We start from the raw sequence: 25,813 nt of genomic DNA on the forward strand, positions 1-25,813 counted from the left end.
TAGGAGGCTTTGACATGGGAGATATATCGGAAATGATTTTACAAGGATTACTGTGCCAGGTTTGTGGATCTTATATGGAGGACTTCAAAGAGCCTGGATACCCTAGAACTTGCGAAGATTGTGAAGAGGAATAATGTGTTTATTCCCACAGGAAGGAGGATATCAATGCTTGAGATTACGCTTGTATGCACACACTGCGGATCGGAAGAATCAAAAATGCCAATTGCGGAGCAAAAGTCCTTTTATGACACTTTTTCAGTTCAGTGTAAGTGCGGAAAATGGCTGATAGAGAAAGGGGTATTTGCAAAGAAAGGTTATCTCATTCGTGCAGATTTAACTCAATAGATTGAGGGATAGATAAACGGGAGGAATTCAATATGAATTTGAAAATAAAAGCATGGGTTACGGGTGGCCCATATGGTTCAGGCATTTATGAAATCCATGACAATTCAAAAGGGTTTCAAGGCTATCTACCTGTTCAAAAGTTGAAAGATAAGGGGCTAGTGAGACGGATTGACCATACCAAGAAAGCAGATGAATACCTCAGTACCCCTAAAGGGGAAGCTTACTTTCTTGCAAATAAAACGCTTAATCCGAGGGGATGAAATAACTATGAAACCTATACCGATGCTGTATAGAATATTGGCCCAGACTGAAACGTTTAGTGTCAAGGCGGTAACGAAACGAGCTGTAACGGAGAAAGAAGCAGTAGCAGATGCTAAGAAGCATATACTGCATCCAGATACGGTAGCAGCAGGAGGGTATAGGCCGTTCGTAGTTCTACCTCTGGGAACCGAAGACGAATGGAAATATGGTCACATTAACTACTGCCCTCGATGCGGTGCATACATCGGTGAAGATTTCGCGACCACAGAACGAGACATGGCCAATAACGAACAGGAGTTTGAATGCTCCAGTTGCGATGCCACAGTGTATGTGAATATATCGCGAACAGTTGAAGATCTGGGAGGGTAGCAGTGACTTATCTGTTAGAAGAACTAGAACGTACAATTGAACGCGTTTAAAAAATGAAATTACCAACAGTCGGTAGACCTATGATTCCAACGCTCGAAAACAATAGGGGCGTCTAAATTGCGGATAATGCAGGGAATAGGTAGTGTGGTTAATCACTTAAAAATGAGGAGTGAACCCTTATGTATGCTGGTGCAGTTTCTAAGATTAACAATGAAATAAAAGCTAGTAAGGCTAATCCATATATCAAAGTTATAGGCGATTTTCTACTGAAACATTTAGAAAGTAATCCAGTGGATGCCGAAAAATTCCTAAGCTCAGATAAGACGATCGGGAAAAGCTTAGAAGAGATGAAAAAGGCAGCAATGAAAAAGAAAGTGGGCCATATGGCGATCTTGACTGACGCGGAGGGGTTTGCTGTTGTCCTTAAATATTTTGGTATCGCTAGCAAACCTGTCATCCCTCCAGCGACTTCTGTAGTAGCAGCTCCTTCGCCTTCTACCGTTGAATTTGATGTCAAGTTAGAAGACTTTTTGTAGGGAGGTGCTGATATGCCAGAGCAAAACAAAGCATTTGAAAAATTTAAGGAGCATTTTCCGAATGACATAGGTAAGGGGGTTGAGGAGTTTGCAATAAACATCGCCCTATTGCGTAGTCGCTACATTTTTACACGTCGTGCAAAAGGCATTCAGTTTGGGTACTGCACCCACTGCCAAAAAGAACATATAACAGAAGGAAACTTAAAACATAATCAAATGACGGTTTGCCCAAAGTGTCAATCTAACTGCAAAGTAAAGGCTAGTGGGATAAGCCGGAAGTACCTTTGTGATGCCTCTTATTTCATCTATTACGAGAAGTCGCTACTTAATCCTGAAGTGATCATTGCTCGTGGTTTCTTTGTTGCAAGAGATTATAGTCAGGATTTTAAAAATGTACAGACAAGGTATGATTGCTGCTATATGTACCTTTTTGAACCTGGTAACAGTGAGCTATATGAAAATTCTTATTTGGGTTACTGGAAAAAGAGAAAGAGTATAATCTCTCAATTTGAAACATCTATGGCTCATGAATGTCGTTACATCTCCTACGAAAATGTACAAGAGGCTGTTCATGGAACACCTTTTCAGTACAGTACTTGGGAGCAGTATTTTGACAAAAACTTTTGTTCAAACGATATGGTCAAGTTTTTTGACTTGGCATCTAAATATCCGTGCATTGAATACCTTACAAAAATGGGGTTAAAAACTGTTGTTGAAGCGAAGCTCTTTGGCAGTTGTACTTACCGGATGATTAATTGGCGAGGTAAATCTATTACGAAGGTGTTGAAATTAACGAAACAAGAGTTGAAAGAGCTTCGAGCAGTCAAGTTTACAGTAAGTCCTTTAACCCTAAACAGCTATCACTTTTTTAAAAAGAATGGAGTGCCGCTTTCATTTGAGCACGCTCATTTAATGGAGACTCTTTCGTCTACTAGATACTATCTAAATGATTTGAACCGTATGCTCGAATACGCACCATTAAAAGAAATTGTTAAATATTTTTTAAAGCAGTTTAGGCGTACAGATTCTTCTAAATATTACCATAGTGGATCAACTGTTTTAATTTCTTGGCGTGACTATATTAAAGAATGCCAAGAACTAGGAATGGATTTGAAACAAGAACATGTGTTATTTCCGAATAACCTGCAAAGTGCCCATCAGAAGACGATGAAGCAGGTAAAAATTAAAGCTGATAAAGCCTTAAACCAACTCATCGCCGTAAGGGTGAATGAACTCGATAAATATAAGTTTGAAAAGGATGGCTTATTTATCAGGCCCGCTAAATCTCTTGAAGAACTATTTCATGAAGGAAAAGCCCTAAACCATTGCGTGGCAAGATACACAAAAAATTATGCGAATGGCTTTACTGATTTGCTTGTACTACGGAAATCAGCAGAGGAAGATAAACCGTTTTATACGGTTGAAATTATCAAAGGGAAAATCAGCCAAGTCAGAGGCTATAAAAATTATCAACCTACTAAAGAGGTAAAGGAATTTATCAAAGCTTTCGAAGCTGCAAAGCTATCTAAGAAAAAAGCAAGAGCCAAAGTACCAGCATAACGGAGGGAGATAACTGTATGACTGATGTAATGGAGTCTGTAGAGAGAACGCCGCATGTTATCGCCACAGAGATAGAAAGTATAAAGGGTCAAGTAAGGCAGGTTTTCTTATACAGCAGCGTAGAGATCGGCCGCCGCTTAGTCGAGGCTAAAGCTATGCTACCTCACGGTGAATGGGGGCAATGGCTTAAAAACTCAGTCGACTATTCGCAATCAACAGCTAACAACCTTATGCAAGTTTACAGAGAGTATGGGTCTGATATATCCAAAATCCCAGCGCTTGGGAATTTGAGCTATACCAAAGCCTTAGCCCTTCTTGGTGTCCCAGACGATGAACGAGAACAATTTGTACAAGAGCATGACGTTGAAAATATGTCATCTCGTGAACTACAGGCTCTAATTAAAGAAAAGCAAAAGCTAGAACAGCAACTAAAGAAGAGTGAATCCTCTGCTGAAAAAGAACGTCAAAAGTTAACTAAAAGCCTTGAGAAGCTGGAGATTCAAAGCAAAGAACATAAGGAGCTGGCAGATAAGTTAAAAGCTGAGCTTGCTGTAGCTAAAGAAGCAGGTAACGAGAAAGAAATGCTGAAGCTTCATAAGGACTTAGACAAGACCAAGGGTGCATTAGATGAGTCCAAAAACAAAATTAAAGAGCTAGAACGTCAGCTGAAAGAAAAACCAATTGAAGTGTCAGCCACGGTAGAAAAAATACCGGAAGAAATCGAAGCAGAGCTTGCCGATCTACGAAAGAGGGTAGCTGAATCAGGAAATGAACCGTCAGCAAAGTTTAAGTTCTGCTTCGAGGCTTTAGTAGATAGATTTAAAGATTTACTCAGTGCCCTTGATGATATTACGGATTCAAAAGAGCAGGAAAAGTACAAAGCTGCTGTTTCCGGCTTAATTGGTAAAATGTCTGAACGATTGTAATAACTAACATGAAACGGGGAATGGCGCCGTGACTAATGACAGACAAATAGTAATCTCTGCTGCCGGTAGCCGTAGGGCTACTCAGTGGCCCTCCCAAACACTCTACTGGTCTGAGCTAGTGGATCGGTTGCGTACTCCTGTACGTAGTACGGAGACGCTGGAAGAGTATCTTGCTCTAACAAAGACAAAGCAAGACGACCTCAAGGATGTTGGGGGATTTGTAGCTGGTACGTTAGAAGGTAATAAACGTAAAGCAAACAATGTAACAGGACGTGACGTAATAACGCTAGATTTGGATAACATTCCGTTAGGTGGTACAGCCGATACATTGCGCCGGATAGAAGCACTAGGGTGTGGATACGTTGTGTACTCTACACGTAAACACATGGAATCCAAGCCGCGTTTACGTGTCCTGGTCCCCCTAAATCGTACAGCGACAGCAGATGAATATGAACCGCTAGCACGTATGCTGGCAAGCATTATCGGGATAGAATTATGCGACCCGACAACGTTCCAAGCTTCAAGGTTAATGTATTGGCCATCTTGTTCCGCTGACAGTGTGTATATTTATCAGGCAGGAGATAAATTGTTCTTAGATGTGGATGGTTTATTGGCCAGATATGCAAACTGGCGGAACATAGCAGAATGGCCAGAAGTACCCGGGGCCCAGCAGTCGCACGTTAGACTCGCGGCAAAGCAAGGCGATCCAACAGAAAAGAACGGAGTAGTCGGTGCGTTTTGTCGGATATACGATGTGTACCGTGCAATGGAAACCTTTTTACCGGGGGAATATGTTCCCTGCGAAGATGGTACAGGGAGATATTCGTACAGCGGTGGATCAACAACGGGCGGTGCTGTCATTTACGATAATGGCTCCTTTCTTTATTCGCATCACGCGACTGATCCGGTTGGCAGTCGTCTGGTTAACTCGTTTGACCTTGTTCGGTTGCACCGCTTTGGAGATAAAGACGATAACGTTAAACCAGATACACCAACGAACAAGCTGCCATCATTTGTTGCCATGTGTGAGTTTGCTATTGCAGACGCAGGTGTTGCCGCTTTATTAAACCAGGAACGCTATGAGAAGGCTGTACAGGATTTTTCTACTCCTCTAGCTGGGGACAGTGATACGGCTAATTGGATTGGTAAGTTAGCGGTGAGTGCGACCACAGGGGCGCCCGCTAAGACGACTGATAACGTACTTATTATTTTAGAGAATGATCCTTTATTAAAAGGTAAGTTGGGATTTGATGAGTTCGCAAGTAGAGGAGCTGTGCTAGGGGCTCTGCCATGGAATGCAAGTAATGAACGGCGACAGTGGACAGATGTCGACGATGCCGGTTTACGTCATTATCTCGAACGTACGTACGGTATAACAGGCAAGGAGAGGATATTTGACGCTGTTGCTCTGCACGCTCACAAGCATACGTTTAACGATGTACAAAAGTGGCTGACAAGCTTAGAGTGGGACGGGGTGAAACGCTTAGATAGGCTGCTTACGGATTACTTAGGGGCAGCAGATTCAATGTACACACAAGCTGTATCCCGTAAATCACTTGTAGCAGCTGTAGCACGCGCTATGACTCCTGGATGCAAATATGATCAGATGCCCATACTTACAGGGCCGCAAGGGCTGGGAAAGAGTACATTCTTACGCTTATTAGGAAAGCGGTGGTATTCAGATAGCCTTCAGACGTTTGAAGGAAAAGAAGCATCAGAGATGATACAAGGCATCTGGATTAATGAAATCGGTGAGCTTACAGGTATGACAAAATCTGAAGCTAATGCGGTAAAGCAGTTCCTGAGTCGGACAGAGGACATTTACCGTGAACCATTTGGGCGACGTACAAAAGCGTTTCCGAGACGATGCGTGTTTTTTGGGACTACAAATGACAGTGAATTTTTAAAGGATCGAACAGGGAATCGCCGTTTTTGGCCTGTGGAGGTAGGCGTACAACAACCAACGAAAAGCGTATTTACCCAGCTGGATGCTGAAGTATCTCAAATATATGCAGAAGCTTTCTTCTACTGGCAAATGGGCGAGAAGCTGTATTTAACAGGGGATGCAGAAGCGGAGGCTAAGGCACAACAGGAAAAACACCAGGAGAGTAATGCAAAAGAAGGCGTAATCCGTGAATTTGTGGAGCGCCGAGTACCTGTGGGCTGGGAGAAACGTTCGCTAAGTGAAAGGCGCATGTATTGGTCCGGTGAGTTTGGCCGGAACGAGGTAGACACGGTGGAACGGGATCGTGTATGTGCTTTGGAAGTGTGGTGCGAATGCCTGGGAGGAGAAATAAAGATGATGCGCAGGTCAGATGCACTAGAGATTAATGGAATATTATCATGCATTCCCGGCTGGAAACGTCACGGAAGCACGGACAGATTCGGGTATTGTGGAACACAAAAAGGGTTCGTAAAACTGTAAACTTTTCCTTGTAAACTTTATCGATTCTGTAAACTTTCAAAGTAAACGTTGTAAACCTTCCAAATTAAGAAAGTTTACGGGTAAGTTTACAGCTTCAACCCTTATAAATAAAGGCATTTCTCCTATTTGTAAACCTTGTAAACTTTAATAGTTATATAAATAAATAATAAAGGAAATAGGGAGCGCGCGTAACACCTAACACGCCTAACGCACCTGTATACACACGCGTAAGGGATTTTGGTTTCGAAAGTTTACATCAAAATTCCCAAACGATTGTGATTTTGGACTGGTCAGAAGAGGTGAAATCTTATGAGAGAGAAAGACATAGAAGCATATCTTCGAAAGCAAGTTAAGGCTATAGGAGGACGTGCATATAAATTTGAGTCACCCGGGAATGCAGGGGTTCCTGATAGGCTTGTCCTTTTTCCGGGCGGCAGAGCAGCTTTTGTGGAACTGAAAGCACCGGGTAAAAAGCCTACTGCTTTACAGCTAGCCCAAGGGAAGAAGATCAGTGGATTAGGATTCACGGTTTTGGTAATTGACAGCAAGGAAGGAGTAGACGAATTTATCCGAGAGCATCAAGAGGTGGGTAGCAAGTGAAGTATGTTCCGCATGCTTATCAACGCTATTGCATTAACAGACTAATAACTGACGAGACTTTAGGGTTGCTATTGGATATGGGACTTGGCAAGACTGTTATCACTTTAACCGCGATAAACGATTTAAAATATAACCGGTTTGCTGTCAGTAAGGTGCTGGTTATCGCCCCGAAGAAGGTTGCGGAATCGACATGGGTAAAAGAAGCAGCTAAATGGGATCATTTGCAGATGCTACGCATTATTCCGGCATTAGGATCATTGGCCAAGAGGGTAAAGGCTTTGAATACACCCGCTGACATTTATGTTATTAACCGTGAGAACGTGCCGTGGCTAGTTGAATATTACCGGAATGTATGGCCGTTTGATATGGTCATTGTAGACGAATTTAGTAGTTTCAAGAACCATCAAGCAAAGCGGTTTAAAGCTTTAACATGGGTACGTAAGCATATCAGCAGATTTGTAGGATTAACAGGCACACCAGCTCCTAACGGGTTATTGGATTTATGGGCGCAGGTGTATTTACTAGACGAGGGGGAGCGGCTAGGTGTAAAGATTGGTGATTTTCGAGAAAGATATTTCGAGCCAAATCAACGAAATAGAGAACGGATCTTCAACTACGCACCAAAGCCAGGAGCAGAAGAGGCAATTCAAAAACTGATAGGAGATATTTGCGTTAGCATGAAGGCAGAGGATTATTTGGAACTCCCGGACTGCATATCAGTTACCGTACCGGTGGTGCTTGATAGAAAGGCACAGGTTGCCTATCAGACCTTAGAGAAAGAAATGCTACTTGAGGTAGATGAGACTACTATCGACGCAGGATCGGCGGCAGTGTTGACAAACAAACTACTACAGCTGTGTAATGGTGCGGTCTACGATGAGGATAAGGAGATGGTTGAGATCCATCGATGCAAGATAGAGGTTTTCCTTGAGCTTGTGGAGGGATTGAACGGAAAGCCGGCCCTTGTATTTTATAATTTCCAGCATGACAGAGATCGAATTAAAAAGGCATTAGAAGGATCGGGGCTTAGAGTGCGAGAATTAAAAACGCCCCAAGATGAGGACGACTGGAATAGCAGACAGATTGACATTTTACTTGCACATCCAGCAAGCGCAGCTTATGGCCTTAACCTTCAGCAAGGAGGAAACCACGTCATATGGTTTGGCCTTAATTGGTCTTTGGAACTATACCAGCAAGCGAATAAACGTCTACATCGACAAGGACAAACAGAGAAAGTGATTCTACACCACCTAGCTGTAGAAGGGGGCGTTGATGAGGACGTCTTAGCAGCACTAAATACAAAAAGCGCCACCCAAGCCGGCTTAATGAAGGCATTAAAAGCAAGAGTCGAAAGGGTTAAAGGAGAGTGAGTAGAATGCAAAATCAAACAGGACTTAATCCAGAGCTTCTTGAAAGTATCACACGTGCCGCCGTACAAGCCGTGATTGATTTTCAAGTGAAGGAGAGGAAAAAACAAGAGAAGGCGAAAAAAGACTGGCGTTTACGAAATACAAAACTTTTACTGAAAAACTATCGATCTTTTGTAGCGCATAGCCATGATATCCAAAAAGAGATAGACGCATTCAAAAAAGCCAAGGCACTGGAAGAGTTATATTCAGAAGACTTTGCTGTTGAATCTATCAAACGCAGTAAGCAAAGAACATATGCCATGGTACAATTCATGGAACGGATGCTAGATGTATACAGAACAATGTGTGAGGAATCAGAGCAACCTGAAGATATGAGACGCTACCAAGTAATCTGCGAAATGTACATCTCAGCAGAAAAAACGACGGCTGAGAAGATCGCAAAGTGTCACTTTATCGATCTGCGAACTGTGTACAGAGACATCAATGAAGCCTCCAAAGCATTGTCCGTATTGATATTCGGGGTTGACGCCATTGAATTTTCTTGAGTCAATTGCAAGTCAATTTAGTGTCATTTCAGCGTCATTATATCCGTGTTAATATGGTAGTGTGCGATAAATAGATAGTTTATAGTCCGAGCCATCGCTAAGAAGTCGGGTTGCACTATATTTGCACTTTTGGCACTTAAAAACGTGGTAAAGTGGTAGTGTAGGATAAATAGTTTAGTAGAGTAAAGCCACTCAAAGTGAGGTGTCATGCGAAATGTATGACCTAGCATTGAGTGGCTTTTTGATTAAGTTTTTGAGGAAATAGGCGATACCTTTAGCAAATAGACAAACTCCTACTCTTTTAATTTCGCATATGTTGAAATGGATAAATTTCTTCACATCTGCGATAAAGGAGAGTAGATATGTATCGATTTGCACCCAATCCAAAACAATTGAACATTGATGGAGTCTACAGATCAAAAGAGGGAACCACTCTAAAATTTGAAACTCATCAGAATGTAATTTATGGTTCAATATGGACAAAGGATCAAAACCCTACAACAGACCCCCCGGGAATTATCATTTCCGGAAAGTGGTTACGAGCCGGGCCTTTAGAAGCGTTTTTACAGAACGGTACTTGGCACATGAGTGGTACTAGTCTGTATTTAGACGGTGAAGCAGATTTTTATTTTGATGAGCATGAGAAAAAGGTTAAGGTTGAGGTAAGATTGTTTGTTTCGCATGACCCAGAAAAATACTCTATATGGAGAGGAACAAAAATCCGATAGTGCGAGAAAAATAGGTAAACCATTCGAGCCACTCAAGGTGATGCTTCATGTGTAATGCGTGAACAAGCAATAGGTGGCTTTTTGCAATGGAGTGATAAAAATGGGAAAGATGATTGTTAAACCTGTACCAAAGCTCGATAGTAAGCACCCATGTTACAAGTGTCCATGGGTATCACCCACTGGTAACAAGGTTACATGCTTACGCCCATGGTGAGCGTAAAAATCACCAAGTAAATGATGATATTTGACGAACAATTTCTCGTCCCGAATAATCCTCACGTACATAGTAAATAATTGTTAAAAAATTGATTATTTACTTTAAAGGAGGTCATCATAATGTCACTTAGAATCGACCCTTCAAATATTCAAATGTATTACGGATTTCGAATAAGACAAATAGGGGATGTTAAAGTTTATCTTATCGATAATAATGGAACAAAGCGGTGGATAACAAATCTATCTGTTTACGATCGCCTTTTCAGAGATCGAGAGGGTGTCCATGAAGTATTGCTTGAGGGTATTCCTGAAGGAAAACCAATTGACGTAGGAACCTCCCTGGTAAGATTTGAATCAGAGGATCCCGCCACAAATGCAAAAGTTTTCTGGATTGACAAAGATGATAATAACAAGGTAGTTAAGCGATGGGTTAACAGTCCTAGTGCTAGGGATAGATACCATTTTAAGGGGGATGACATACCAATGATGCCTGGATATTTTTATGAAGTGGTACCTGATGGTAGCGTTATAGCAGCGGAGTAATTCTTAGATCTTAGGACTATCATTCCCGTTTGGATCACCTTCCCTCTGCTTAATACGAAATGCATTTTTTTCACTTCCTTTTAAGTTGATAGATGCGAGTAAGTAAGGCAAAAGGTAAGCATACGTGTGAACTTTTTGATAGACAAAAATTGAATGTACATGTCCACTCATCGTGGACAAAAAGGGATAAGGGGCTGTAAAACACCAGCTCCTTTTTTCTCTGTTTTCTTTGATTTTCTTATTTTCAAGTAAAGGAGGAAAGAGAAGGACATGAATACATTGAATCAATCAGATCGGATGAATTACTTGTTTACTTATCTCGATCAACTAATCAACTAATCAAATTATCTGAGCTTGAATGGGACTGTGATAATTTTATTCATGAATATTTAGATGAGATAAAGAAAGAGTTGAAATTACCAAATGCCAAGTAAAGCTAAACGGCCGTGTTCTTATGTTCGTTGTCCAGAGCTAACGACAGAACGTTTTTGCCAAGCACATAAGAAACAGTATGACCAAGAACGAGGATCTTCTAAGAGCCGAGGCTATGACGCAAAGTGGAGAAAGGCAAGGGAGTTATTTCTAGCACAGAATCCACTTTGCGTCCATTGCATGAGTAATAACCGGTTAACAGCTGCTACTGTGGTTGACCATATTACAGCCCATAAGGGAGATCGTGCTTTGTTCTGGGATAGGAAGAACTGGCAACCGTTATGCAGCTCTTGCCATAGCAGGAAAACCGTACTGGAAGATGGAGGTTTTGGGAATGGTTGATATCAAAAGCAAGTATGATGAGTTTTTGAAGATAACGTCCAACGAGGTGGCGGCAAATGGCTTTATCTCAGCAGTTACAAGTCTCCAGATGCTTAGGCACATCGCTTCGTTGGAGAATAAGCTTGGTATTCTGTATCCCAGTGGAGAAGAGAGTGACGAATAGGGGTAGGGGGGTCAAATCTCTAGGGGATTTAAGACTATAGACCGCGCCCCCCTCGAACGCAAAAAAAAGTCCCCAAAAATTTTTCGTTAAGGGGGTGGGCAACTTGGCTGGCGTTGTAAATTTCGATCATATGCGAGTTGGGAAAAAAGGTGGCGGAAAGCATTGGACTAAAAAGGAAGTTGAGCAACGTCAAGCAGCTGCCCAAAAACTCCAACGTCAAAAAAAGAAGAAATTAAAAATGCCAGATTGGCTAGATGATGAAGCAAAAAAGGTTTGGAAAAAGACATTAAAAGATATGTCTGAATTTGAAATTTTAGACAAAGTAGACGAGGACGTGCTAGCAGCTTATTGCGACGCAGTAGCTCGGTACAAAGAGACATCAAGTTTAGTAAGCCTTAACGGATATACGGAAATGAATAATGCGGGTGTAAGTGTAGTAAGTGGCTACGTGAAAGCTCAACAGAGTTATGCTCGTTTGATTCTACAGTATTCAGACAAGCTGGGATTGAATGCAAATTCTCGTGCAAGATTAGTGAAAAAAATAGCGGAGGAAGGAGATGATCCAAATGCAGACCTCTTCAACTGATTGGGAGGACGTGCATCCTACAAACCGATATGCCGCAGAAATTGTGGGGGGTATACGCCCAAGTTGCCGCATGGAACGATTGGCGTGTGAGCGCCACTTAAAAGATTTGAAGCGTCAAGCTACAGAAGATTTCCCTTACGTGTTCGATGAGTCGAGAGCCGATCGGGTTTTTGAGTGGTTTGAAAGTTGTTGTCGGCATGTTCGGGGGCCTTTTAGCGGGGAGCTCATAGAATTACTACCTTTTCAGAAGTTTGATTTGGGTTGCGTATTTGGCTGGGTTCACATGGATACTGGTAAACGCAGATTCCGTAGGTCTTTTAATATGCGAGCACGTGGAAATGTAAAGTCTACAGAGATGTCAGGACTTGCCTTGTACGGCATGTGTAGCGATTGCGTTTATCCACCAGATAGACCAGGTGAAAAACGGTATGAAGACAGCCCAGAGGTTGAGTGTGCGGCCGTTGATAGACTTCAGGCGAAACGTGTTTGGACTGACGCAAAGAAAATGGGCGAGAAAAGCCCTGATATTCGCAAGCGCTTGCGAATTAAGGAGACTTATATCAAGCACGCATCAAGAGACGGATGGTTAAGGCCACTCTCGAAAGATACGAAAAATAAGGACTCAGGCGCACCTTGCCTTGTGATTATTGATGAATATCATGCCCATCCAACAAGTGAGATTCATGACGTGCTGTACTCTGGCTTCGGAAAGCGACTCCAATCACTCATGATGATTATTTCAACAGCGGGTAAGGATGCCGAAAACAATCCGTGTAAACAAGAGTATGATTCATGTTGTAAAATGCTCAACGGTGAAATTCCTGTGAATGAATCGTACTTTGTGATGATCCGTGAGATCGAGAAAGAAGACGATCCCCACGATGAAAATGCATGGGTTAAAGCTAATCCTATCTTGCAGGGGGACAATGAATATTCCAGAGAGCTACGGGATCAGATACGTACAGAGCATGACGATGCCTACAACACTGGAAATCCAGCAAAGATTCGGGAATTTCTCACGAAACGGGTTAACAGATGGCAAGCAGACAGTGAACAAAAATATATGTCAGGGATTATGGACATATGGAAAGAGCTTGCTGTAAGTAGAAGTGAATTTCTTGCAACGGTCAAGGGAATGGGAAATTGGACAGGACTCGATCTTTCTAAAACAACCGATTTAACAGCCACAGGGTATGTGTTTCGATTGGAGGATGGCCGTTTTGCTTGTACAGCTCACGGGTTCATGCCAGAAGAATCCACAACAAGGCATGAACATTCTGACCGTGTACCATACAGGTCTTGGGCAGAAGAAGGATGGTGTACGCTTACAGAAGGGGCTGTTACTGATTATCGATACGTTAAGTCTCATATCCATGACAAGGAATTTGATGAGAAATGGAAAATCAAAGAAATCTGCTTTGATGGGTACAATGCCACTCATTTTGCGCAGGAATTAGCTAGTGAAGGCTATGAAACCGTCGAAATACCTCAGACAATGAAGTATCTTTCAGAGCCTACTAAGCTTTTCAGAGAGTTAGTCTTAAAAAGAAAGATTGTCCATGACGGTAGTCCTCTCCTTACTTGGTGTCTATCAAACGCAGTAGAAATTGTGGATTCCAACGGTAACATAAAGCTATCGAAGAAACATAAAGATGACAGCCAACGTATAGATTTAATCGCGGCCATTATCAACGCACTGTCAAGGGCGATGTTGAACAGCGACAATCGATCAGTTTACGAAAAACGGGAGCCGAGATCGCTCTAACACATAGAAAGGAGGCAGTTTTGTGGGTTTTCTCTCTAAAATACTGGAAAAAAGACCGAAAATTACAGTTGAAAATGCACGAGAAGCCTGCCTGTTGGTAGGTTTTTTTAGTTTTGGGTATGGACTTTGGCAAGTCTACCCACCCTCTATGTGGATAATCTGTGGATTAATGGTGCTGTTTGTCGGTCTGCCAGCAAGAAAAGAGGGCCGATAAATGGGACTTTTCACAGATTTAGTAGATAAAAGACCATACTCAATGAATGATTTTACGCGTGATGTCAGGTCGTTTTTACGTGGGAAACAGGTTTTATCGGGGGTAACTGTTAATGAAGAGACAGCCCTTCGGTACATTACTGTCTATTCGTGTGTTCGTGTACTGGCTGAGACATTGGGCAGTCTCCCTTTGTCTGTCCATCGTACAAGATCAGACGGCGGAAGTGACAAAGCTCAAGATCACCCAGTGTATGAACTTATCCATGACCTCCCTAATGACGAAATGACAACGCAGACCTGGCGTGAAGCATCAATGGGCCATCTTACATTAAGCGGTAACTGCTACTCGATTATTACGCACAACAATAAAGGACAGGCAGTTGACCTCTACCCTATAGATTGGCATATGGTTGATCCAAAACGTAACCCAAGTACTGGAAAAATTGAATATCACATTGTTGATCGGGGGAAGGTAGAAGTTTTTCCGATTGAAAAAGTTTTTCACATACCAGGTTTCGGATTTGACGGGATCAAAGGCTATAGTCCTATCCGAATGGCTGCTGAATCTATCGGGATCGGAATGGCTGCTTCTGAGTTTTCAGCCAGATTCTATGGTCAAGGTATGAATATTGGGGGCGTTTTAGAGCATCCGAATGCGTTGAGCGATGATGCATATAAACGCTTACAGACATGGATTGAGGAGAAAGGATCAGGAATGGCTAACTCATGGAAGCCCCTTATTTTAGAAGAAGGGATGAAGTTTAGTCGAATCCCGATGCCACTTACGGATGCTCAATTTGTTGAAACAAGAAAATTCACCCGTGATGAAATAGGCGGGTTATTTCGCGTGCCGCCCCATATGATTGGAAATTTGGAGCGAGCCACTTTCTCAAATATCGAGCATCAAGGCATAGAATTTGTTCAGCACACGATGCTCCCGTACATCACCAGATGGGAGCAAGCGATTAATTGGAAGCTGTTCACAAAAGAAGAACGTGAGAAAGGGTATTATGCAAGATTCAACCTTTCTGGTCTTTTGCGTGGTGACTACAAGAGTAGGCAAGAAGGCTTGGCAATTATGAGACAAAACGGCGTTATCAATGCTGACACTTGGCGCGGTTTGGAAGGGATGAATCCGATCGATGGGCCAGAAGGACAGGAATATTTAGTTAATGGAAACATGATTCCAGTAACAGCGGCAGCTAGTAAAGGAGGTGAAACAGTAAAATGAGTGTTTCTGAAATCAGAGCAGAGATAGATAAGAAAAAGGATAAAACCCGTCCCAAATTCTGGTCCTTTAAAGTCAATAATCAGAATAAAGGAGAACTTTATCTTTACGGGACTATTGAAAATTACTCGTGGTGGGGCGATGAATTGACGCCAAAAACGTTTCAAGCGGAACTTGATGCTTTAGGCGATGATATTTCGGAGTTACATGTTTATATCAACTCAGATGGCGGAGATGTTTTTGCAGGGCAAACCATCTATAGCATGCTAAAACGCCACAAAGCACAAGTAATTGTCCACATTGACGGAATAGCGGCGTCAATTGCGACTGTTATTGCAATGGCTGGTGACATCATTCACATGCCACGAAATGCCAGTATGATGATCCATGGGCCGTGGACATATATTAGCGGCAATGCGGAACAGCTACGGAAAAGAGCAGATGATTTGGACGCTGCAAAAGAGGGAATGATTGCAGCCTATCAAGAAAAAACAGGTATAGATCGAGATGTTCTTTTACCAATGTTAGCGGTAGACACATGGTTGACGGCAGAAAAAGCCGTTGAACTAGGGTTTGCGGATGTAATTGATGAAGATAAGCAAATTAGTGCGTGCCTAACTGACGGTAAGTGCGTAATTAACGGACAACAAATGGATTTGATAAGAAAATACGAAAATGTTCCTCAAGATTTATTAACTGCTAATGCTTCAGCAGAAAAAGAAAAAGCAAATACACCCCCAGAAACAGAGCGTCCGATAAGGTCGCTTTCTTTATATGAGAAAAGGATTAAAAATAACAATCACCGGAGGTTTTAAACGATGGAAAAACAAAAAAACATGCTTTTTCCCATGAATCTTCAATACTTCAGCGAGTCTACCGTGCAAGAATTGTTACAGATGCGTGCGGAGAAAATTAAACGTCAAGAAACCATTATAACGCTTGCTAAATCTGAAGAGTCCCGTAACTTAACGGAGGAAGAAGACCAAGAATTTGAAGCGTTGGAATCAGAAATCTTAGAAATGGATAGTAAAATTGAGGCTCGACAAAAGATGGCACGCCGTGAAAGCATTGTGGCCACTCGGACAAAAGAATTAGGAACACCAGTAACTCCTTTTCGTCCAAGCGCATTATATGGGACTTCCGTGCAAGATACACCGAAAGACGATGGCGGTTTTTCTAATTTTGGAGAATTTGTTCATGCGCTTCGTTTCGGGGACGATAAAGGACGTTTATCAGCTCTAGCAACTGGACAGGGAGATGGAGGAGGCAAACAAGTTCCACCAGCATTCCATGACCAATTGATGTCTTTTAGAAATGAGTGGACAATGGGTGGAGAAGGCGGAGCCGAATCATTTTTACCGCAGCAATACCGCCCCAATACAGTATTACAAATCAACCCTGAGACAACCATTGTCCGTCCAAGAGCTAATGTATTGCCTGCTGGAGATCCGCCTGATGCAAAAATCACTCTTCCATCCTTAGACCAAGGATCAAAAGGTGTATACGGGGGTGTGGAAGTAAAATGGATTGGAGAAGGAAAGACAAAGCCAGATACTAGCGGAGAATTGGACGAAATTACTCTTCAACCGAATGAGGTTGCAGCCAGTACGGTTGTCACTGATAAGCTATTGCGAAACTGGCAGTCAGCAAACAGATTTATCAGTAGCCTCTTAACAAAAGCAATGGACGCTGCCGAAGATATCGCCTTTTTAACTGGAAATGGAGTAGGTAAACCTACAGGAATTTTAAATGCAAAGGGCGGACTAGCAGTAAACAGAGAAACTGCAAACAAAATTTCGTATGTCGACATTGTATACATGCTTGCAAAACTACTTCCTGATTCTATCGGCGAAGCGATGTGGGTAGCTCATCAATCAGCGTTACCTCAACTCATGACATTGCAGGACGGAGCAGGTCGGTATATCTTTGTTCAAGGTGACGCAACAAAAGGAATCCCAAGTACACTAGCTGGAATCCCTATTCGCTTCACTGGCCGGACAAAACCGTTGGGACAGAAGGGAGACTTAGCTCTCTTAGATATTTCTTACTACCTCATTAAAGATGGATCTGGCCCATTCATTGCCGCATCTGAGCATGTGCTTTTCCGTGACAATAAAACAGTTATCAAAGCATTTTGGAATGTAGACGGGAAACCTTGGGTTATTGAACCACTTACACTTGAAGATGGTGTCACACAAGTTAGTCCTTACGTTGAATTAGATGTACCGAAAGTGTAGAGGAGTCTTCTGGGGCTCCTTTTTCATATTAAAAAACGGAGATGATGAGACATGTCCACTAAAAAATACGACGTAATAGCCGATTTCATTGACGAAATGACGGGCAAAATCATACCTGCTGGCTCCATTTTCGAAGCAGATGAACCACGTGCTGAAAGGGCCAAAATTGCACTTGTTATCAGCGACAGAGGGAACGAAACACATGAGGATGAAGTCGAAGGATTAGTCAAATTAGGTGGAGGGTATTACGAATTGCCTAATGGTGAAAAGATTCGAGGAAGAGAAAAAGCGATAGAGGCTTTACAAGCTCTAAAAGCAGGTGAGAGTGATGGCGATGAAATTAGTAGTGAAACCGACGCAGGAACCGATAACCTTGGAGGAAATGAAAGCTTATCTGAGGATTGATGACAACGAGTTTGATGACGTGATCCCCTCTCTTATTCAAGCAGCTGTAGAGCACTGTGAAATCTACCAGAATCGAGCTTACATCACTCAAGCGTGGGAGATAACATTTGATCATTTCCCACAATCCTACATCAAGATTCCTAAACCTCCATTACAAGAGGTGGTAGGTATCACATTCATAGATAAAGACGGGAACCAAATAGCCTGGGGGCCTGAGAACTATATCGTGGATAACTATTCAGAACCAGGGCGCATAGTTTTAGCACATGGAAAAACGTGGCCTTCTGTGACTCTTCAGCCTATTAACGGGGTACGGATACAATTTGTTGCGGGATACGGAGATCCTACCGACATACCTGAAAGAGTGAAACAAGCGATAAAAATATTTGTTGCGCATCGATTCGAATTTCCTGAGTCAGAGGACGTTCCTGCGGTAGTCTATTCCCTATTAAGACCAACTAGGATATCACCTCTATGAGAATAGGATCTTTGCGACATCGAATTACGATTCAGGAGCGACGCGGGCTTATTTTTCAAGATTGTGCAAAGGTATGGTCGTCCATTGAACCAATCAGCGCAAAGGAAAAATTAGAACGTCCGGATATGGAGCAGTCTATTACCCATCGAATTAGGATTCGTTACCGAAAAGGGCTCACTTCTACGATGAGGGTTATCTACAAAGATAGGCTATTTAGCGTTGAGTCCATTATTGATCCAACAGAAAGGCAAAAGGAATTGGAGCTGATTTGCGAAGAGCTGCTTCCTCTCATCGATGTAATTAAGGTTCTTAGAAAAGCTCCAGTAAAAGATGAACGTAATATAGTCACCATGGATAATCCTGTTACTTGTGAGATTAAAGCATGCATCACAGCCATAGAGGATAGTTTTAAACGCTTTGACAATGAACCTGTCGAATGGGGTAAAAAAGCCAAGCTTATCTGCGATTTAAGTGAAGATATAAAAGCTGGAGACACCGTAACATTACTTAGCGAAGGTGATTTTTTCGTTGTCGATGCTAATCAAGGTAAACACTTTTTAGAAATTACTGCCCACCAAGATAAACGAGGTGCAGAGAATGGATTTTAACCAGTTACAAAAGCGACTCAGAATGCTACAAGATAAAGATATTAAAAGGATTGAAAAGAAAATCATTCGACGTATCGGTACCGTATTCTTACGGATGTTACGGCAGCAAATTAAAAAGATGGGGCTTGTTGATAGCGGTGAATCAATGAAAGCTTTTATGAAAGGAAAAAGGGGTAACGTTTGGATTATGGACATTGATCGTAACTCCTTTACCCTTGAATTAGGAGCTAGTTACTTCGTCCCACGACTTTTAAATGATGGGTATACGATTGAGAAAGGGCATTTCGTACCAGGGCGCTTTGAAGGCGGTAAATTCATCTATGATCGAAATGCAAAGACAGGTGTATGGATGAAGCCACGTAGCTTCATTGGTAAAAATTATTTAGATATCACACTCCAAGGCTTCCAAGGTGGCATTCAAGGATTAATGGAAGACTTATTATCAAAAGAGTTAAAGAAGGTGCTTGGATAGTGGAAAAAGACCTTTCTACATTAGTAGATTTAGTTAATCAAGCTTACCCTGAGCTTGCCATCATTGTTAATCTCGAAGAGTGGTTATCCGGTTCCTTCGAACCTCCTGTTGCTTTTATCGAAACGCAATCCGTGACGGAAAAAGCCAACAGTTTAACTACTTATCGAGTCATAGCAGACGCCGGTATTGTGATTCATTACCCCAAGGAGAATGGCTACTATAAAACCATTTCATCCGAACCACTGAGAACGATCCTCCGAAAAGAAAAGTACAGTTATCGGGGGAAAACGGATGGTCTACTGATTGATATTAACCCAAGTACTCTGGAGGTAAACAACAGCAAAAAGGATCGTACAGAAATTACTTTTCGCTTTGAATATTTACTCACTGTACCAAGAGAAAAAGTTGAAAAGATTAATACCTTCGAGGTAGAGGAGGGATATCATGGCTAAAGCAAAAGAGCAACGAGAAGATACAGCCATCCGACGATTAAAACAGGATTGGATTGAGAGCGCAGGACAGGTAAAAGCAGAACGCTTTGAACTAGTCGGTGCTCTTTTTTATGTCCCTGACGCAGAAGCTTTGACAGAAGATCAGGTAAAAGAAAAACTTGCGAGATATCGAGGTGAAAAGTAGATGGCCATTGAACGCGAGCGTCCAGGAGTCGTTGTATTGCTGAAAGCGAAAGCGAAAGAACGCATCTTACCCAAAAGTGGTGTGGTGCTTGTCCCTTATCAAGGAGAATGGGGAGCACCCAATCAACTAGTGACCATGAAGGGGTACGAGGAGCGAACTTCACAGTTATTTGGTTCTGTAGAAACAGTTGAATTAGCGGCTGAAGGCGGGGCAACGATCATTTCCTATCGAATCACAAACGGGACTGAAAAAGTTGCTACATACACCCAAGCTGACTCCCTTACTATCGAATCACGATATCCAGGATTAACAGGCAACAGAATTGCTATTTCGATTAGTCCGTCATCTGCCGAGCCAGGTAAAAAAGAGTTGGAAGTGAAGGGAATCATTACGACTGAAAAATATTCCTTTGCTACTGTGGAAGAGCTACTAAAGAAAACAGATCAATCTATTTACATTCGTGTCAAAAAGGTAGGAGATCAACCTGTAGAAGACGTTGCTCTCACAGCATTAACAGGTGGTACGTCTGGTACAAGTAATTTACAGCCTAAAGACTTTACTTCTCTGTTCCTTGCCATTGACGGTGCTAATTTTGATGTCCTTTATCTACCGTCTGATGATCCAGCTATACAGGCAGTCGCCAAGCAGTACATTTTGGACAGGGAAAAATTCACACGAAAACGCAGCACACTTGTTATTGGTGGAAAAGTAGATCAAGACACGCGAATGGACGCTCATATAGAACGTTCTATCGCGAGCAACTCACGTCGGATTGTCAATTGCGCTATTGCTGGTACACATAATAACGGTAAGACCTACGGAAGCCTAGAATGGGCCGCATGGCTAGCTGGCATGATTGCGGCTACTCCGGCTCATATTTCGTTAACGGCTCAGCTCGTACCTATGAAGAGAGCGGCAAAGGATTGGGGACATACCGAAATTCAAAACGCACTTAATTCTGGTACATTGATTGCTGTTCGGGACGGTGACGTGTACTTAATTGAAAGTGCGATCAACACTCTAACCACATTGAAAGAGAATGAGCGTGAGGATTATGGGAAAATTCGTGTTTCGATGACGATTGACCAGATTGTAAATGACATTACCTCTGTAGGCAAAAAGTATAAAGGTAAATTGAATAATAACGATATTGGTGGAGCTACCTTCGTAGGGGCAGTAAAAACCTATCTCGAAGCTCGTGAGTCACAAGGCGCGATTGACACAGGCTGGATATTCGAGGACAAAAAGAATGGTGAAGGGGATAAGCGCGGATTCCTTTTAGCTGCCAAACCGTTAGACGCCATTGAAATTTTCGACGTAGAGTGGGAGGTGTTATAACGTGCGCCAGAGCGATATTAAATTAAAGAATTGCCAAGTTTACGACGAGAACGGCGATCCGATCTACGGGGCGTTAGAAGGCAAAGCCGCCTTGAAAACGGAGTACGGAGACGTGAAACGTCTGCAAAAAGGTTCTGTTCAGACCATTGATTCTTGGCACATCGAAGTGACTCTCCGTGTTTCATCGGTTAATTCGGCATTAAAGTATTTTTGTGCAGACTTGATTACGGAAGGAAAAACACCAATTATTCCACAGTTGATTGGGGAATCTGTGGATAAAGAGAATGACAACATTGAACGGGTCCGTATCAGTGACATTTACTTAAATCCTGAAGAAATAACATTGTGGGAAGCGAAGGCCGACGGTAACGATAATGCTACTTATGAAATAAAGGGACGTAGTAACAAGAAGCCTGATTTCCTTGATAGATTACCTGAATATATGGAAGACTAGGAGGACAAGAACATGTCAAAATTAGAGAAATTCTTATCTAAAGCATCTGAGGTTGAGCGACGCAAAGAAATAGAGATTGTTATAGATGGTGACGTTTGGAAGGTAAGAGAGTTGACGCTTACTGAAAACCGGCTTTGTGAACGGGAAGCAGATAAAGGGGATAAGTTCGACTGGTATCGGTATAACGATGCTCGCATTGTAAAGTCAACCGAACATGATTTCAACTGGAATGATCCGGAGCTATTGAAGGCATATAGGGCGGGGGATAAATTTGAATTACCTGCTAAATTGTTTGACCGCAATCCGAATGGTTACACTGCTCTCCTAGAAGCTGTACGAAATATAAACAGTGGCAATAACGAAGCAGATGCAGTGGAAGAAGCAAAAAACTAATTAAGTCCGATGCGGAGGCTTGGCACGTTGCCCAGGCTTTTTTAAATGGAAGAGGCCTTCCATCGGAAATCGTTGATTACGAAGTAGATCGTTATAAACAAAAGCTTTTTATTATGGCTTGTCAGATGATTGAGCAATCACAAGAAGAGGGAGAAAAGTAGCTTCTCCCCTTCTCCCGAGCAAATGGGGGCTGGGGAGAAGGTTCTATGTATTTATACGGTATCCAATGTACACAAGTAGTACGATTCCGAACATGGTACCAATACTTGGTCCCGGTCCCCATCCAAACAGTAACATAGGGATAAACGATAACAGGAAAGCGATGATAAAGAAAAAGAGTAACATACCAAACCGTAGCGCAAGAAAAACGATAAGGCGAAAGAGTTGATAGAAAGCTGTGGGTATAATCCTCCAAAATTCCATGATACCCCTCCTTTATATCCAAATTGTACCATAATGAATAAATCAGGAGGTGAGCAACTTGGCAAAAGTAACAGCGTTATTTGAGGCGAGGGATAGGATATCACCGGAATTAATCCGGATGAGACGAGAAACAGATCGAACCAGTCATTCCTTTGGTGGAATGAGAAGAGGTTTTAAACGAGAAGCCCAACGAATGGAAAGAGAGATTCATAGTCTGCGATCCGATTTGAAACGCCTACAAAGTGTGAAAGCAAGACCGAAAGTTGAACTGGATGATAAAGCGTCCCAAGGTATTGCTGATGTAAGACAACAATTAATGGGCTTGGCCGGACTGGCAGCAGGTATTACGATTGGGGCAGGCGCTGGTGGTATCATGACTGATTTACAAGCAGCGTTTAGGGAAAGGGCACTTTATGCCGCGAAAGGGAAAACCCAAGAAGAGATAAAAGCTTTCGATAAACGTTCAAAAGAACTAGTAAATATGAATCCTTATCTGAATCTCCAAGAATCAATGGCGATTCAATCAAGAAGTGAGCAGTTAAACGGGAAAAAGGGTGGAGCCTATGCCGAGGAAGCGGCTAAATTAGGTGTTACGACCAAATATACATCTGATGAACACTTGAAAATGCTAAGTGTAATGTCCAAAAGTATGGAAGTTGATGATCCAAAAAGACTGGCAAATGCCATTCAATATATGTCAAATAATTTAGTGGATTTTAAAGATGAGTTTGTCGATTCAGTTGTTGAATACACGGTTCAAACCAGTAAATTTTTAGATACACCTGAAAAGCTAGCTACGTTAGTAGGCGAAATAGGACAGCTAGGGGTATGGTCGGACGATAAGGCACTCGATGCTTTAAAAGAAGCTTCGCTAAAGTTTACGAACCAAGGTGATTTAACCAACGTATTGAAAACTGGATTTGAAACCGGAGGAATGAAGTCCGAAGACGCACAGAAAAAAGCAGAATCGGAAGCAGAGATTGTCAACGAGCTGCTCCATTCAGACAACGAGGCAGATAACAAGTCTGCCATGGGACGTTTGATGATGGCCGTAGCCACGATTGAAGATAAGAATATGCGTCAACAAGTATTAAATGAGTTGGGAGCGGGACCAGGCGAAGACTTAGCGAAACACTTTGCTCCACTTTTACAGGTCGCAGGTAAAATTTCTACAGGGGAACTAAAATCAAAGGTAGCCAGCAATGAAGCTGACAAAGCATACAAGCTAGCTGTTGATAGCAACCCCTTATTTGAATACCAGCAGGCTCAAAATAACGCAAAACAAGCAGTTATGGACTTTGGAGCAAAATTAGCTAAAGATGCTACGCCAGCTTTGACTAGTTTAAGTAAAGCAGCAGGGTGGGTTGCTGAAAAGTTTAATGGATTAAGCGATACCACACGTATCGGTTTAGAATTAGCAGGTGCAGGTGGCGTTTTATTAGGTAGCGGCTACATGTTGATCCGATCAGCTAAAATGCAAATGATGGCAGCACAGGCTTTAAAAAGGGCTGCTGGTGGTAGTGGAGATTTCGATTTTGATTCGGATGGACGGAAAAACAAGAAAGAAAAAGGAAAAGGAAAGAAAAGAAGCTGGAATCCCTTTAAACGAGATAAGTCTGTGCCGAGGGGACTATCACCCGAAGATGCAAAAAGGCTGGCGTTTTACGGTTCTGAACCTGCCAAACAAGGAATGTGGGATAAGGCAAAGAATTTCGGAGGTAAAGCCGTAGGCGGGATAAAAAGTGTTGGTGGTTCTATCGCTAAAAAATTGCCGTACATTGGCACTGCTGCTGGTGTGGGCTTGATTCTAGCTTCAGATGATAGTGATCAGGATAAGGTCACGTCGTTAGCCAGAATGGGAGCCGAAATAGGTGGTGGAGCACTTGGAGGGGCCGTAGGTGGCGCTGTTACAGGTGCCATTGTAGGATCAGTTGTCCCAGGTATCGGCACTGCTGTAGGGGCCGCCATTGGAGGAGCTGGGGCTTTAATTGGTTCTGCTATCGGAGCATGGGGTGGCGGCGAATTGTTTGATAAAGCCAAAGACTGGTGGTTCGGGAAAGAAGAACCGCCTGATACAGGACCAAGCAGATCCAAAGAGGAAATGATAGGTTCAATCGTTGATCCTCTAAAGGGAATGGCCATGAAAACAGCCATGGGTCAAACGGTTTCTCAATTAGCAGACAAATTCTCTCCTGGTATCAAGACGTGGTGGAAGGGGCAAGTCAAAGATTATGCCATTAAAAACGGGATGCCTGTTCCAGAAGATAAGTCATTTAGCGACGTTATCAAACCTTTAGAAACCTCTGTCAAAAAGATGGTTATGAATACCGGGATGGGGCAAGTTGGCTCCCAATTATTTGATAAATATTCGCCAGACATTAAAAAATGGTGGGATGGTCAGGTTAAAGATTATGCACAAAAGTTATCCGTTCCGACCCAATCGCCAGCTGCTAAGAAGGAGGAAGAAAAGCCGAAACTAACAGCATTAACCGTATCTAGTTTACCTATAACTTTGAATGCGGCTGGTGTCCTACAGGATGTCTCAGGTCTTATTAAATTATTGCGAGATCCAACTGTAACAAATGAAGTTAAACGCATTATTGAAACTGCTTTTGTGAATGCCTATGAGACGGGAGGAGGGAAAGCATGATTCGTATGCAAGGAAAGTATCGGCTAACGTTTCCGGTAACACCAGCCGAGGTGCAAATGAACGGATATGGAAATGATACAGAAACTACAACGAGTATTTCGCTTGTCTCAAAAAATAGACTAGCTGCCTATCGTGCCAAATCTATCTCTTTTGATTTTTGGCTTCCGGGAGATATAGAATCACCCTTAATCGAAGTGGAAGGCTATCCAGGCCCGCGAGAATGGTTGGCGGGTATAGATCGAATTTATGGGAAAGAGGTTCTTCTGACCATTGAAGAATTAAATTTAGCTTGGAACGTTTATATTGGCCCGATTGACGGGACATTTAAGGGAATTAACGGAGACTTTTACGGCTCTGTTGAATTCCCTATTTTTATTAAGGATGAGTTTCTACAGTGGTCTAATAACAAAGACTTACTATCTCCACCCAAGGTATTTGCTAAGCAACAAAAGGCGCGAGCAAATACTAGCGGAAAAAAAGGAAAGAAAAGTTTATCTTTCATGAGTTCTGCCATTCAACAGATTAAACGTGATCGTATACGAAACAAAAATATACCGAAATAAGGT

At 42.4% G+C, this 25,813-nt stretch carries 32 protein-coding genes; 31 read left to right on the forward strand and 1 reads right to left on the reverse strand.

Annotated features, from left to right (window positions below):
* Window positions 1-165 precede the first annotated feature (165 nt).
* The 29 genes from GOP56_RS22860 (at window position 166) to GOP56_RS23000 (ending at window position 22,174) form a co-directional block, all read left to right on the forward strand.
* Window positions 166-345, forward strand: coding sequence for a hypothetical protein (locus GOP56_RS22860; RefSeq protein ID WP_163246720.1), 180 nt, complete (start codon window positions 166-168; stop codon window positions 343-345).
* A 32-nt stretch (window positions 346-377) separates the two neighbouring features.
* The gene (locus GOP56_RS22865) at window positions 378-605 is read left to right on the forward strand and encodes a hypothetical protein (protein WP_163246721.1); all 228 of its coding nucleotides are present in this window, start codon (window positions 378-380) and stop codon (window positions 603-605) included.
* Between the two features lie 7 nt (window positions 606-612).
* Window positions 613-975: a hypothetical protein gene (locus tag GOP56_RS22870; protein WP_163246722.1), complete on the forward strand. Its 363-nt coding sequence runs from the start codon at window positions 613-615 to the stop codon at window positions 973-975.
* Window positions 976-1,154: 179 nt separating this feature from the next.
* Window positions 1,155-1,511, forward strand: a complete 357-nt coding sequence (locus tag GOP56_RS22875; RefSeq protein ID WP_163246723.1) for a hypothetical protein — start codon at window positions 1,155-1,157, stop codon at window positions 1,509-1,511.
* 12 nt (window positions 1,512-1,523) lie between these two features.
* Window positions 1,524-3,071, forward strand: coding sequence for a PcfJ domain-containing protein (locus GOP56_RS22880; protein WP_163246724.1), 1,548 nt, complete (start codon window positions 1,524-1,526; stop codon window positions 3,069-3,071).
* Window positions 3,072-3,088: 17 nt separating this feature from the next.
* Entirely contained in the window at window positions 3,089-3,997 is a 909-nt protein-coding gene (locus GOP56_RS22885) for a DUF3102 domain-containing protein (RefSeq protein WP_254068513.1), read from the forward strand.
* A 28-nt stretch (window positions 3,998-4,025) separates the two neighbouring features.
* The gene (locus GOP56_RS22890) at window positions 4,026-6,422 is read left to right on the forward strand and encodes a virulence-associated E family protein (protein WP_163246725.1); all 2,397 of its coding nucleotides are present in this window, start codon (window positions 4,026-4,028) and stop codon (window positions 6,420-6,422) included.
* A 309-nt stretch (window positions 6,423-6,731) separates the two neighbouring features.
* A complete protein-coding gene (locus GOP56_RS22895; RefSeq protein ID WP_068791910.1) occupies window positions 6,732-7,022 on the forward strand; it encodes a PDDEXK family nuclease in 291 nt (96 codons plus the stop codon).
* Window positions 7,019-8,392, forward strand: a complete 1,374-nt coding sequence (locus tag GOP56_RS22900) for a DEAD/DEAH box helicase (protein ID WP_163246726.1) — start codon at window positions 7,019-7,021, stop codon at window positions 8,390-8,392. Before GOP56_RS22895 ends, GOP56_RS22900 begins: the two co-directional genes overlap by 4 nt.
* Before the next feature lie 5 nt (window positions 8,393-8,397).
* Window positions 8,398-8,937, forward strand: coding sequence for a hypothetical protein (locus tag GOP56_RS22905; RefSeq protein ID WP_174250697.1), 540 nt, complete (start codon window positions 8,398-8,400; stop codon window positions 8,935-8,937).
* Between the two features lie 362 nt (window positions 8,938-9,299).
* Window positions 9,300-9,665, forward strand: a complete 366-nt coding sequence (locus GOP56_RS22910) for a hypothetical protein (RefSeq protein ID WP_163246727.1) — start codon at window positions 9,300-9,302, stop codon at window positions 9,663-9,665.
* A gap of 336 nt (window positions 9,666-10,001) precedes the next feature.
* Window positions 10,002-10,424, forward strand: a complete 423-nt coding sequence (locus GOP56_RS22915) for a hypothetical protein (protein WP_096886939.1) — start codon at window positions 10,002-10,004, stop codon at window positions 10,422-10,424.
* A gap of 423 nt (window positions 10,425-10,847) precedes the next feature.
* Complete coding sequence (locus tag GOP56_RS22920) at window positions 10,848-11,198, forward strand: HNH endonuclease (protein ID WP_163246728.1); 351 nt, start codon at window positions 10,848-10,850, stop codon at window positions 11,196-11,198.
* Window positions 11,191-11,361 (forward strand): hypothetical protein, encoded by a 171-nt coding sequence (locus GOP56_RS22925; RefSeq protein WP_163246729.1) that lies wholly within the window; start codon window positions 11,191-11,193, stop codon window positions 11,359-11,361. The genes GOP56_RS22920 and GOP56_RS22925 overlap by 8 nt, the downstream gene beginning before the upstream one ends.
* Before the next feature lie 94 nt (window positions 11,362-11,455).
* Window positions 11,456-11,947 carry a phage terminase small subunit P27 family gene (locus GOP56_RS22930; RefSeq protein ID WP_254068515.1) on the forward strand — a complete coding sequence of 164 codons (492 nt, stop codon included), beginning with the start codon at window positions 11,456-11,458 and terminating at the stop codon, window positions 11,945-11,947.
* A complete protein-coding gene (locus tag GOP56_RS22935; protein WP_254068517.1) occupies window positions 11,919-13,712 on the forward strand; it encodes a terminase large subunit in 1,794 nt (597 codons plus the stop codon). Before GOP56_RS22930 ends, GOP56_RS22935 begins: the two co-directional genes overlap by 29 nt.
* Window positions 13,713-13,734: 22 nt before the next feature.
* Entirely contained in the window at window positions 13,735-13,926 is a 192-nt protein-coding gene (locus tag GOP56_RS22940; RefSeq protein ID WP_163244160.1) for a hypothetical protein, read from the forward strand.
* Complete coding sequence (locus GOP56_RS22945) at window positions 13,927-15,156, forward strand: phage portal protein (protein ID WP_163246731.1); 1,230 nt, start codon at window positions 13,927-13,929, stop codon at window positions 15,154-15,156.
* The gene (locus tag GOP56_RS22950; RefSeq protein WP_163246732.1) at window positions 15,153-15,968 is read left to right on the forward strand and encodes a head maturation protease, ClpP-related; all 816 of its coding nucleotides are present in this window, start codon (window positions 15,153-15,155) and stop codon (window positions 15,966-15,968) included. The genes GOP56_RS22945 and GOP56_RS22950 overlap by 4 nt, the downstream gene beginning before the upstream one ends.
* 3 nt (window positions 15,969-15,971) lie before the next feature.
* Entirely contained in the window at window positions 15,972-17,390 is a 1,419-nt protein-coding gene (locus GOP56_RS22955; RefSeq protein WP_163246733.1) for a phage major capsid protein, read from the forward strand.
* A 51-nt stretch (window positions 17,391-17,441) separates the two neighbouring features.
* Complete coding sequence (locus GOP56_RS22960) at window positions 17,442-17,795, forward strand: hypothetical protein (RefSeq protein WP_163246734.1); 354 nt, start codon at window positions 17,442-17,444, stop codon at window positions 17,793-17,795.
* Window positions 17,719-18,273: a head-tail connector protein gene (locus GOP56_RS22965; RefSeq protein ID WP_082457715.1), complete on the forward strand. Its 555-nt coding sequence runs from the start codon at window positions 17,719-17,721 to the stop codon at window positions 18,271-18,273. The genes GOP56_RS22960 and GOP56_RS22965 overlap by 77 nt, the downstream gene beginning before the upstream one ends.
* Window positions 18,270-18,881 carry a phage head closure protein gene (locus GOP56_RS22970; protein ID WP_163246735.1) on the forward strand — a complete coding sequence of 204 codons (612 nt, stop codon included), beginning with the start codon at window positions 18,270-18,272 and terminating at the stop codon, window positions 18,879-18,881. Before GOP56_RS22965 ends, GOP56_RS22970 begins: the two co-directional genes overlap by 4 nt.
* Window positions 18,871-19,353: an HK97 gp10 family phage protein gene (locus GOP56_RS22975; protein WP_254068519.1), complete on the forward strand. Its 483-nt coding sequence runs from the start codon at window positions 18,871-18,873 to the stop codon at window positions 19,351-19,353. The genes GOP56_RS22970 and GOP56_RS22975 overlap by 11 nt, the downstream gene beginning before the upstream one ends.
* The gene (locus tag GOP56_RS22980; RefSeq protein ID WP_163246736.1) at window positions 19,353-19,805 is read left to right on the forward strand and encodes a hypothetical protein; all 453 of its coding nucleotides are present in this window, start codon (window positions 19,353-19,355) and stop codon (window positions 19,803-19,805) included. Before GOP56_RS22975 ends, GOP56_RS22980 begins: the two co-directional genes overlap by 1 nt.
* On the forward strand, window positions 19,798-19,989 hold the full coding sequence (locus GOP56_RS22985) for a hypothetical protein (protein ID WP_116335475.1): 192 nt from the start codon (window positions 19,798-19,800) through the stop codon (window positions 19,987-19,989). Before GOP56_RS22980 ends, GOP56_RS22985 begins: the two co-directional genes overlap by 8 nt.
* Complete coding sequence (locus GOP56_RS22990; RefSeq protein ID WP_163246737.1) at window positions 19,990-21,327, forward strand: phage tail sheath subtilisin-like domain-containing protein; 1,338 nt, start codon at window positions 19,990-19,992, stop codon at window positions 21,325-21,327.
* Between the two features lies 1 nt (window position 21,328).
* Window positions 21,329-21,781: a hypothetical protein gene (locus tag GOP56_RS22995; protein WP_068791894.1), complete on the forward strand. Its 453-nt coding sequence runs from the start codon at window positions 21,329-21,331 to the stop codon at window positions 21,779-21,781.
* Window positions 21,782-21,793: 12 nt separating this feature from the next.
* Window positions 21,794-22,174, forward strand: coding sequence for a phage tail assembly chaperone (locus GOP56_RS23000; RefSeq protein ID WP_163246738.1), 381 nt, complete (start codon window positions 21,794-21,796; stop codon window positions 22,172-22,174).
* A gap of 204 nt (window positions 22,175-22,378) precedes the next feature.
* Here GOP56_RS23000 and GOP56_RS23005 read toward each other — a convergent pair whose 3' ends face one another.
* A complete protein-coding gene (locus tag GOP56_RS23005) occupies window positions 22,379-22,597 on the reverse strand; it encodes a hypothetical protein (protein WP_163246739.1) in 219 nt (72 codons plus the stop codon).
* A gap of 58 nt (window positions 22,598-22,655) precedes the next feature.
* Here GOP56_RS23005 and GOP56_RS23010 point away from each other — a divergent pair, with 58 nt between their 5' ends.
* Both GOP56_RS23010 and GOP56_RS23015 read left to right on the forward strand, forming a co-directional pair.
* Window positions 22,656-25,247: a phage tail tape measure protein gene (locus GOP56_RS23010; protein WP_163246740.1), complete on the forward strand. Its 2,592-nt coding sequence runs from the start codon at window positions 22,656-22,658 to the stop codon at window positions 25,245-25,247.
* Window positions 25,244-25,810, forward strand: coding sequence for a hypothetical protein (locus tag GOP56_RS23015; protein WP_163246741.1), 567 nt, complete (start codon window positions 25,244-25,246; stop codon window positions 25,808-25,810). Before GOP56_RS23010 ends, GOP56_RS23015 begins: the two co-directional genes overlap by 4 nt.
* Window positions 25,811-25,813: the final 3 nt, after the last annotated feature.

It is taken from the genome of Brevibacillus sp. 7WMA2 (assembly GCF_010748895.1).
Taxonomy (GTDB): domain Bacteria; phylum Bacillota; class Bacilli; order Brevibacillales; family Brevibacillaceae; genus Brevibacillus_B; species Brevibacillus_B halotolerans.

Excerpts from the sequence above, each read along its gene's own strand:
- GOP56_RS22880 (WP_163246724.1), top strand. The coding sequence starts at position 1,524 with ATGCCAGAGCAAAACAAAGCATTTGAAAAATTTAAGGAGCATTTTCCG.
- GOP56_RS22990 (WP_163246737.1), top strand. The coding sequence starts at position 19,990 with ATGGCCATTGAACGCGAGCGTCCAGGAGTCGTTGTATTGCTGAAAGCG.
- GOP56_RS22925 (WP_163246729.1), top strand. The coding sequence starts at position 11,191 with ATGGTTGATATCAAAAGCAAGTATGATGAGTTTTTGAAGATAACGTCC.
- GOP56_RS22920 (WP_163246728.1), top strand. The coding sequence starts at position 10,848 with ATGCCAAGTAAAGCTAAACGGCCGTGTTCTTATGTTCGTTGTCCAGAG.
- GOP56_RS22885 (WP_254068513.1), top strand. The coding sequence starts at position 3,089 with ATGACTGATGTAATGGAGTCTGTAGAGAGAACGCCGCATGTTATCGCC.
- GOP56_RS22985 (WP_116335475.1), top strand. The coding sequence starts at position 19,798 with ATGGCTAAAGCAAAAGAGCAACGAGAAGATACAGCCATCCGACGATTA.
- GOP56_RS22860 (WP_163246720.1), top strand. The coding sequence starts at position 166 with ATGCTTGAGATTACGCTTGTATGCACACACTGCGGATCGGAAGAATCA.
- GOP56_RS23005 (WP_163246739.1), bottom strand. The coding sequence starts at position 22,597 with ATGGAATTTTGGAGGATTATACCCACAGCTTTCTATCAACTCTTTCGC.
- GOP56_RS23000 (WP_163246738.1), top strand. The coding sequence starts at position 21,794 with ATGTCAAAATTAGAGAAATTCTTATCTAAAGCATCTGAGGTTGAGCGA.
- GOP56_RS22975 (WP_254068519.1), top strand. The coding sequence starts at position 18,871 with ATGGATTTTAACCAGTTACAAAAGCGACTCAGAATGCTACAAGATAAA.
- GOP56_RS22865 (WP_163246721.1), top strand. The coding sequence starts at position 378 with ATGAATTTGAAAATAAAAGCATGGGTTACGGGTGGCCCATATGGTTCA.
- GOP56_RS22915 (WP_096886939.1), top strand. The coding sequence starts at position 10,002 with ATGTCACTTAGAATCGACCCTTCAAATATTCAAATGTATTACGGATTT.
- GOP56_RS22905 (WP_174250697.1), top strand. The coding sequence starts at position 8,398 with ATGCAAAATCAAACAGGACTTAATCCAGAGCTTCTTGAAAGTATCACA.
- GOP56_RS22935 (WP_254068517.1), top strand. The coding sequence starts at position 11,919 with ATGATCCAAATGCAGACCTCTTCAACTGATTGGGAGGACGTGCATCCT.
- GOP56_RS22970 (WP_163246735.1), top strand. The coding sequence starts at position 18,270 with ATGAGAATAGGATCTTTGCGACATCGAATTACGATTCAGGAGCGACGC.
- GOP56_RS22945 (WP_163246731.1), top strand. The coding sequence starts at position 13,927 with ATGGGACTTTTCACAGATTTAGTAGATAAAAGACCATACTCAATGAAT.
- GOP56_RS22870 (WP_163246722.1), top strand. The coding sequence starts at position 613 with ATGAAACCTATACCGATGCTGTATAGAATATTGGCCCAGACTGAAACG.
- GOP56_RS22910 (WP_163246727.1), top strand. The coding sequence starts at position 9,300 with ATGTATCGATTTGCACCCAATCCAAAACAATTGAACATTGATGGAGTC.
- GOP56_RS22895 (WP_068791910.1), top strand. The coding sequence starts at position 6,732 with ATGAGAGAGAAAGACATAGAAGCATATCTTCGAAAGCAAGTTAAGGCT.
- GOP56_RS22955 (WP_163246733.1), top strand. The coding sequence starts at position 15,972 with ATGGAAAAACAAAAAAACATGCTTTTTCCCATGAATCTTCAATACTTC.
- GOP56_RS22875 (WP_163246723.1), top strand. The coding sequence starts at position 1,155 with ATGTATGCTGGTGCAGTTTCTAAGATTAACAATGAAATAAAAGCTAGT.
- GOP56_RS22950 (WP_163246732.1), top strand. The coding sequence starts at position 15,153 with ATGAGTGTTTCTGAAATCAGAGCAGAGATAGATAAGAAAAAGGATAAA.
- GOP56_RS22960 (WP_163246734.1), top strand. The coding sequence starts at position 17,442 with ATGTCCACTAAAAAATACGACGTAATAGCCGATTTCATTGACGAAATG.
- GOP56_RS23015 (WP_163246741.1), top strand. The coding sequence starts at position 25,244 with ATGATTCGTATGCAAGGAAAGTATCGGCTAACGTTTCCGGTAACACCA.
- GOP56_RS22965 (WP_082457715.1), top strand. The coding sequence starts at position 17,719 with ATGGCGATGAAATTAGTAGTGAAACCGACGCAGGAACCGATAACCTTG.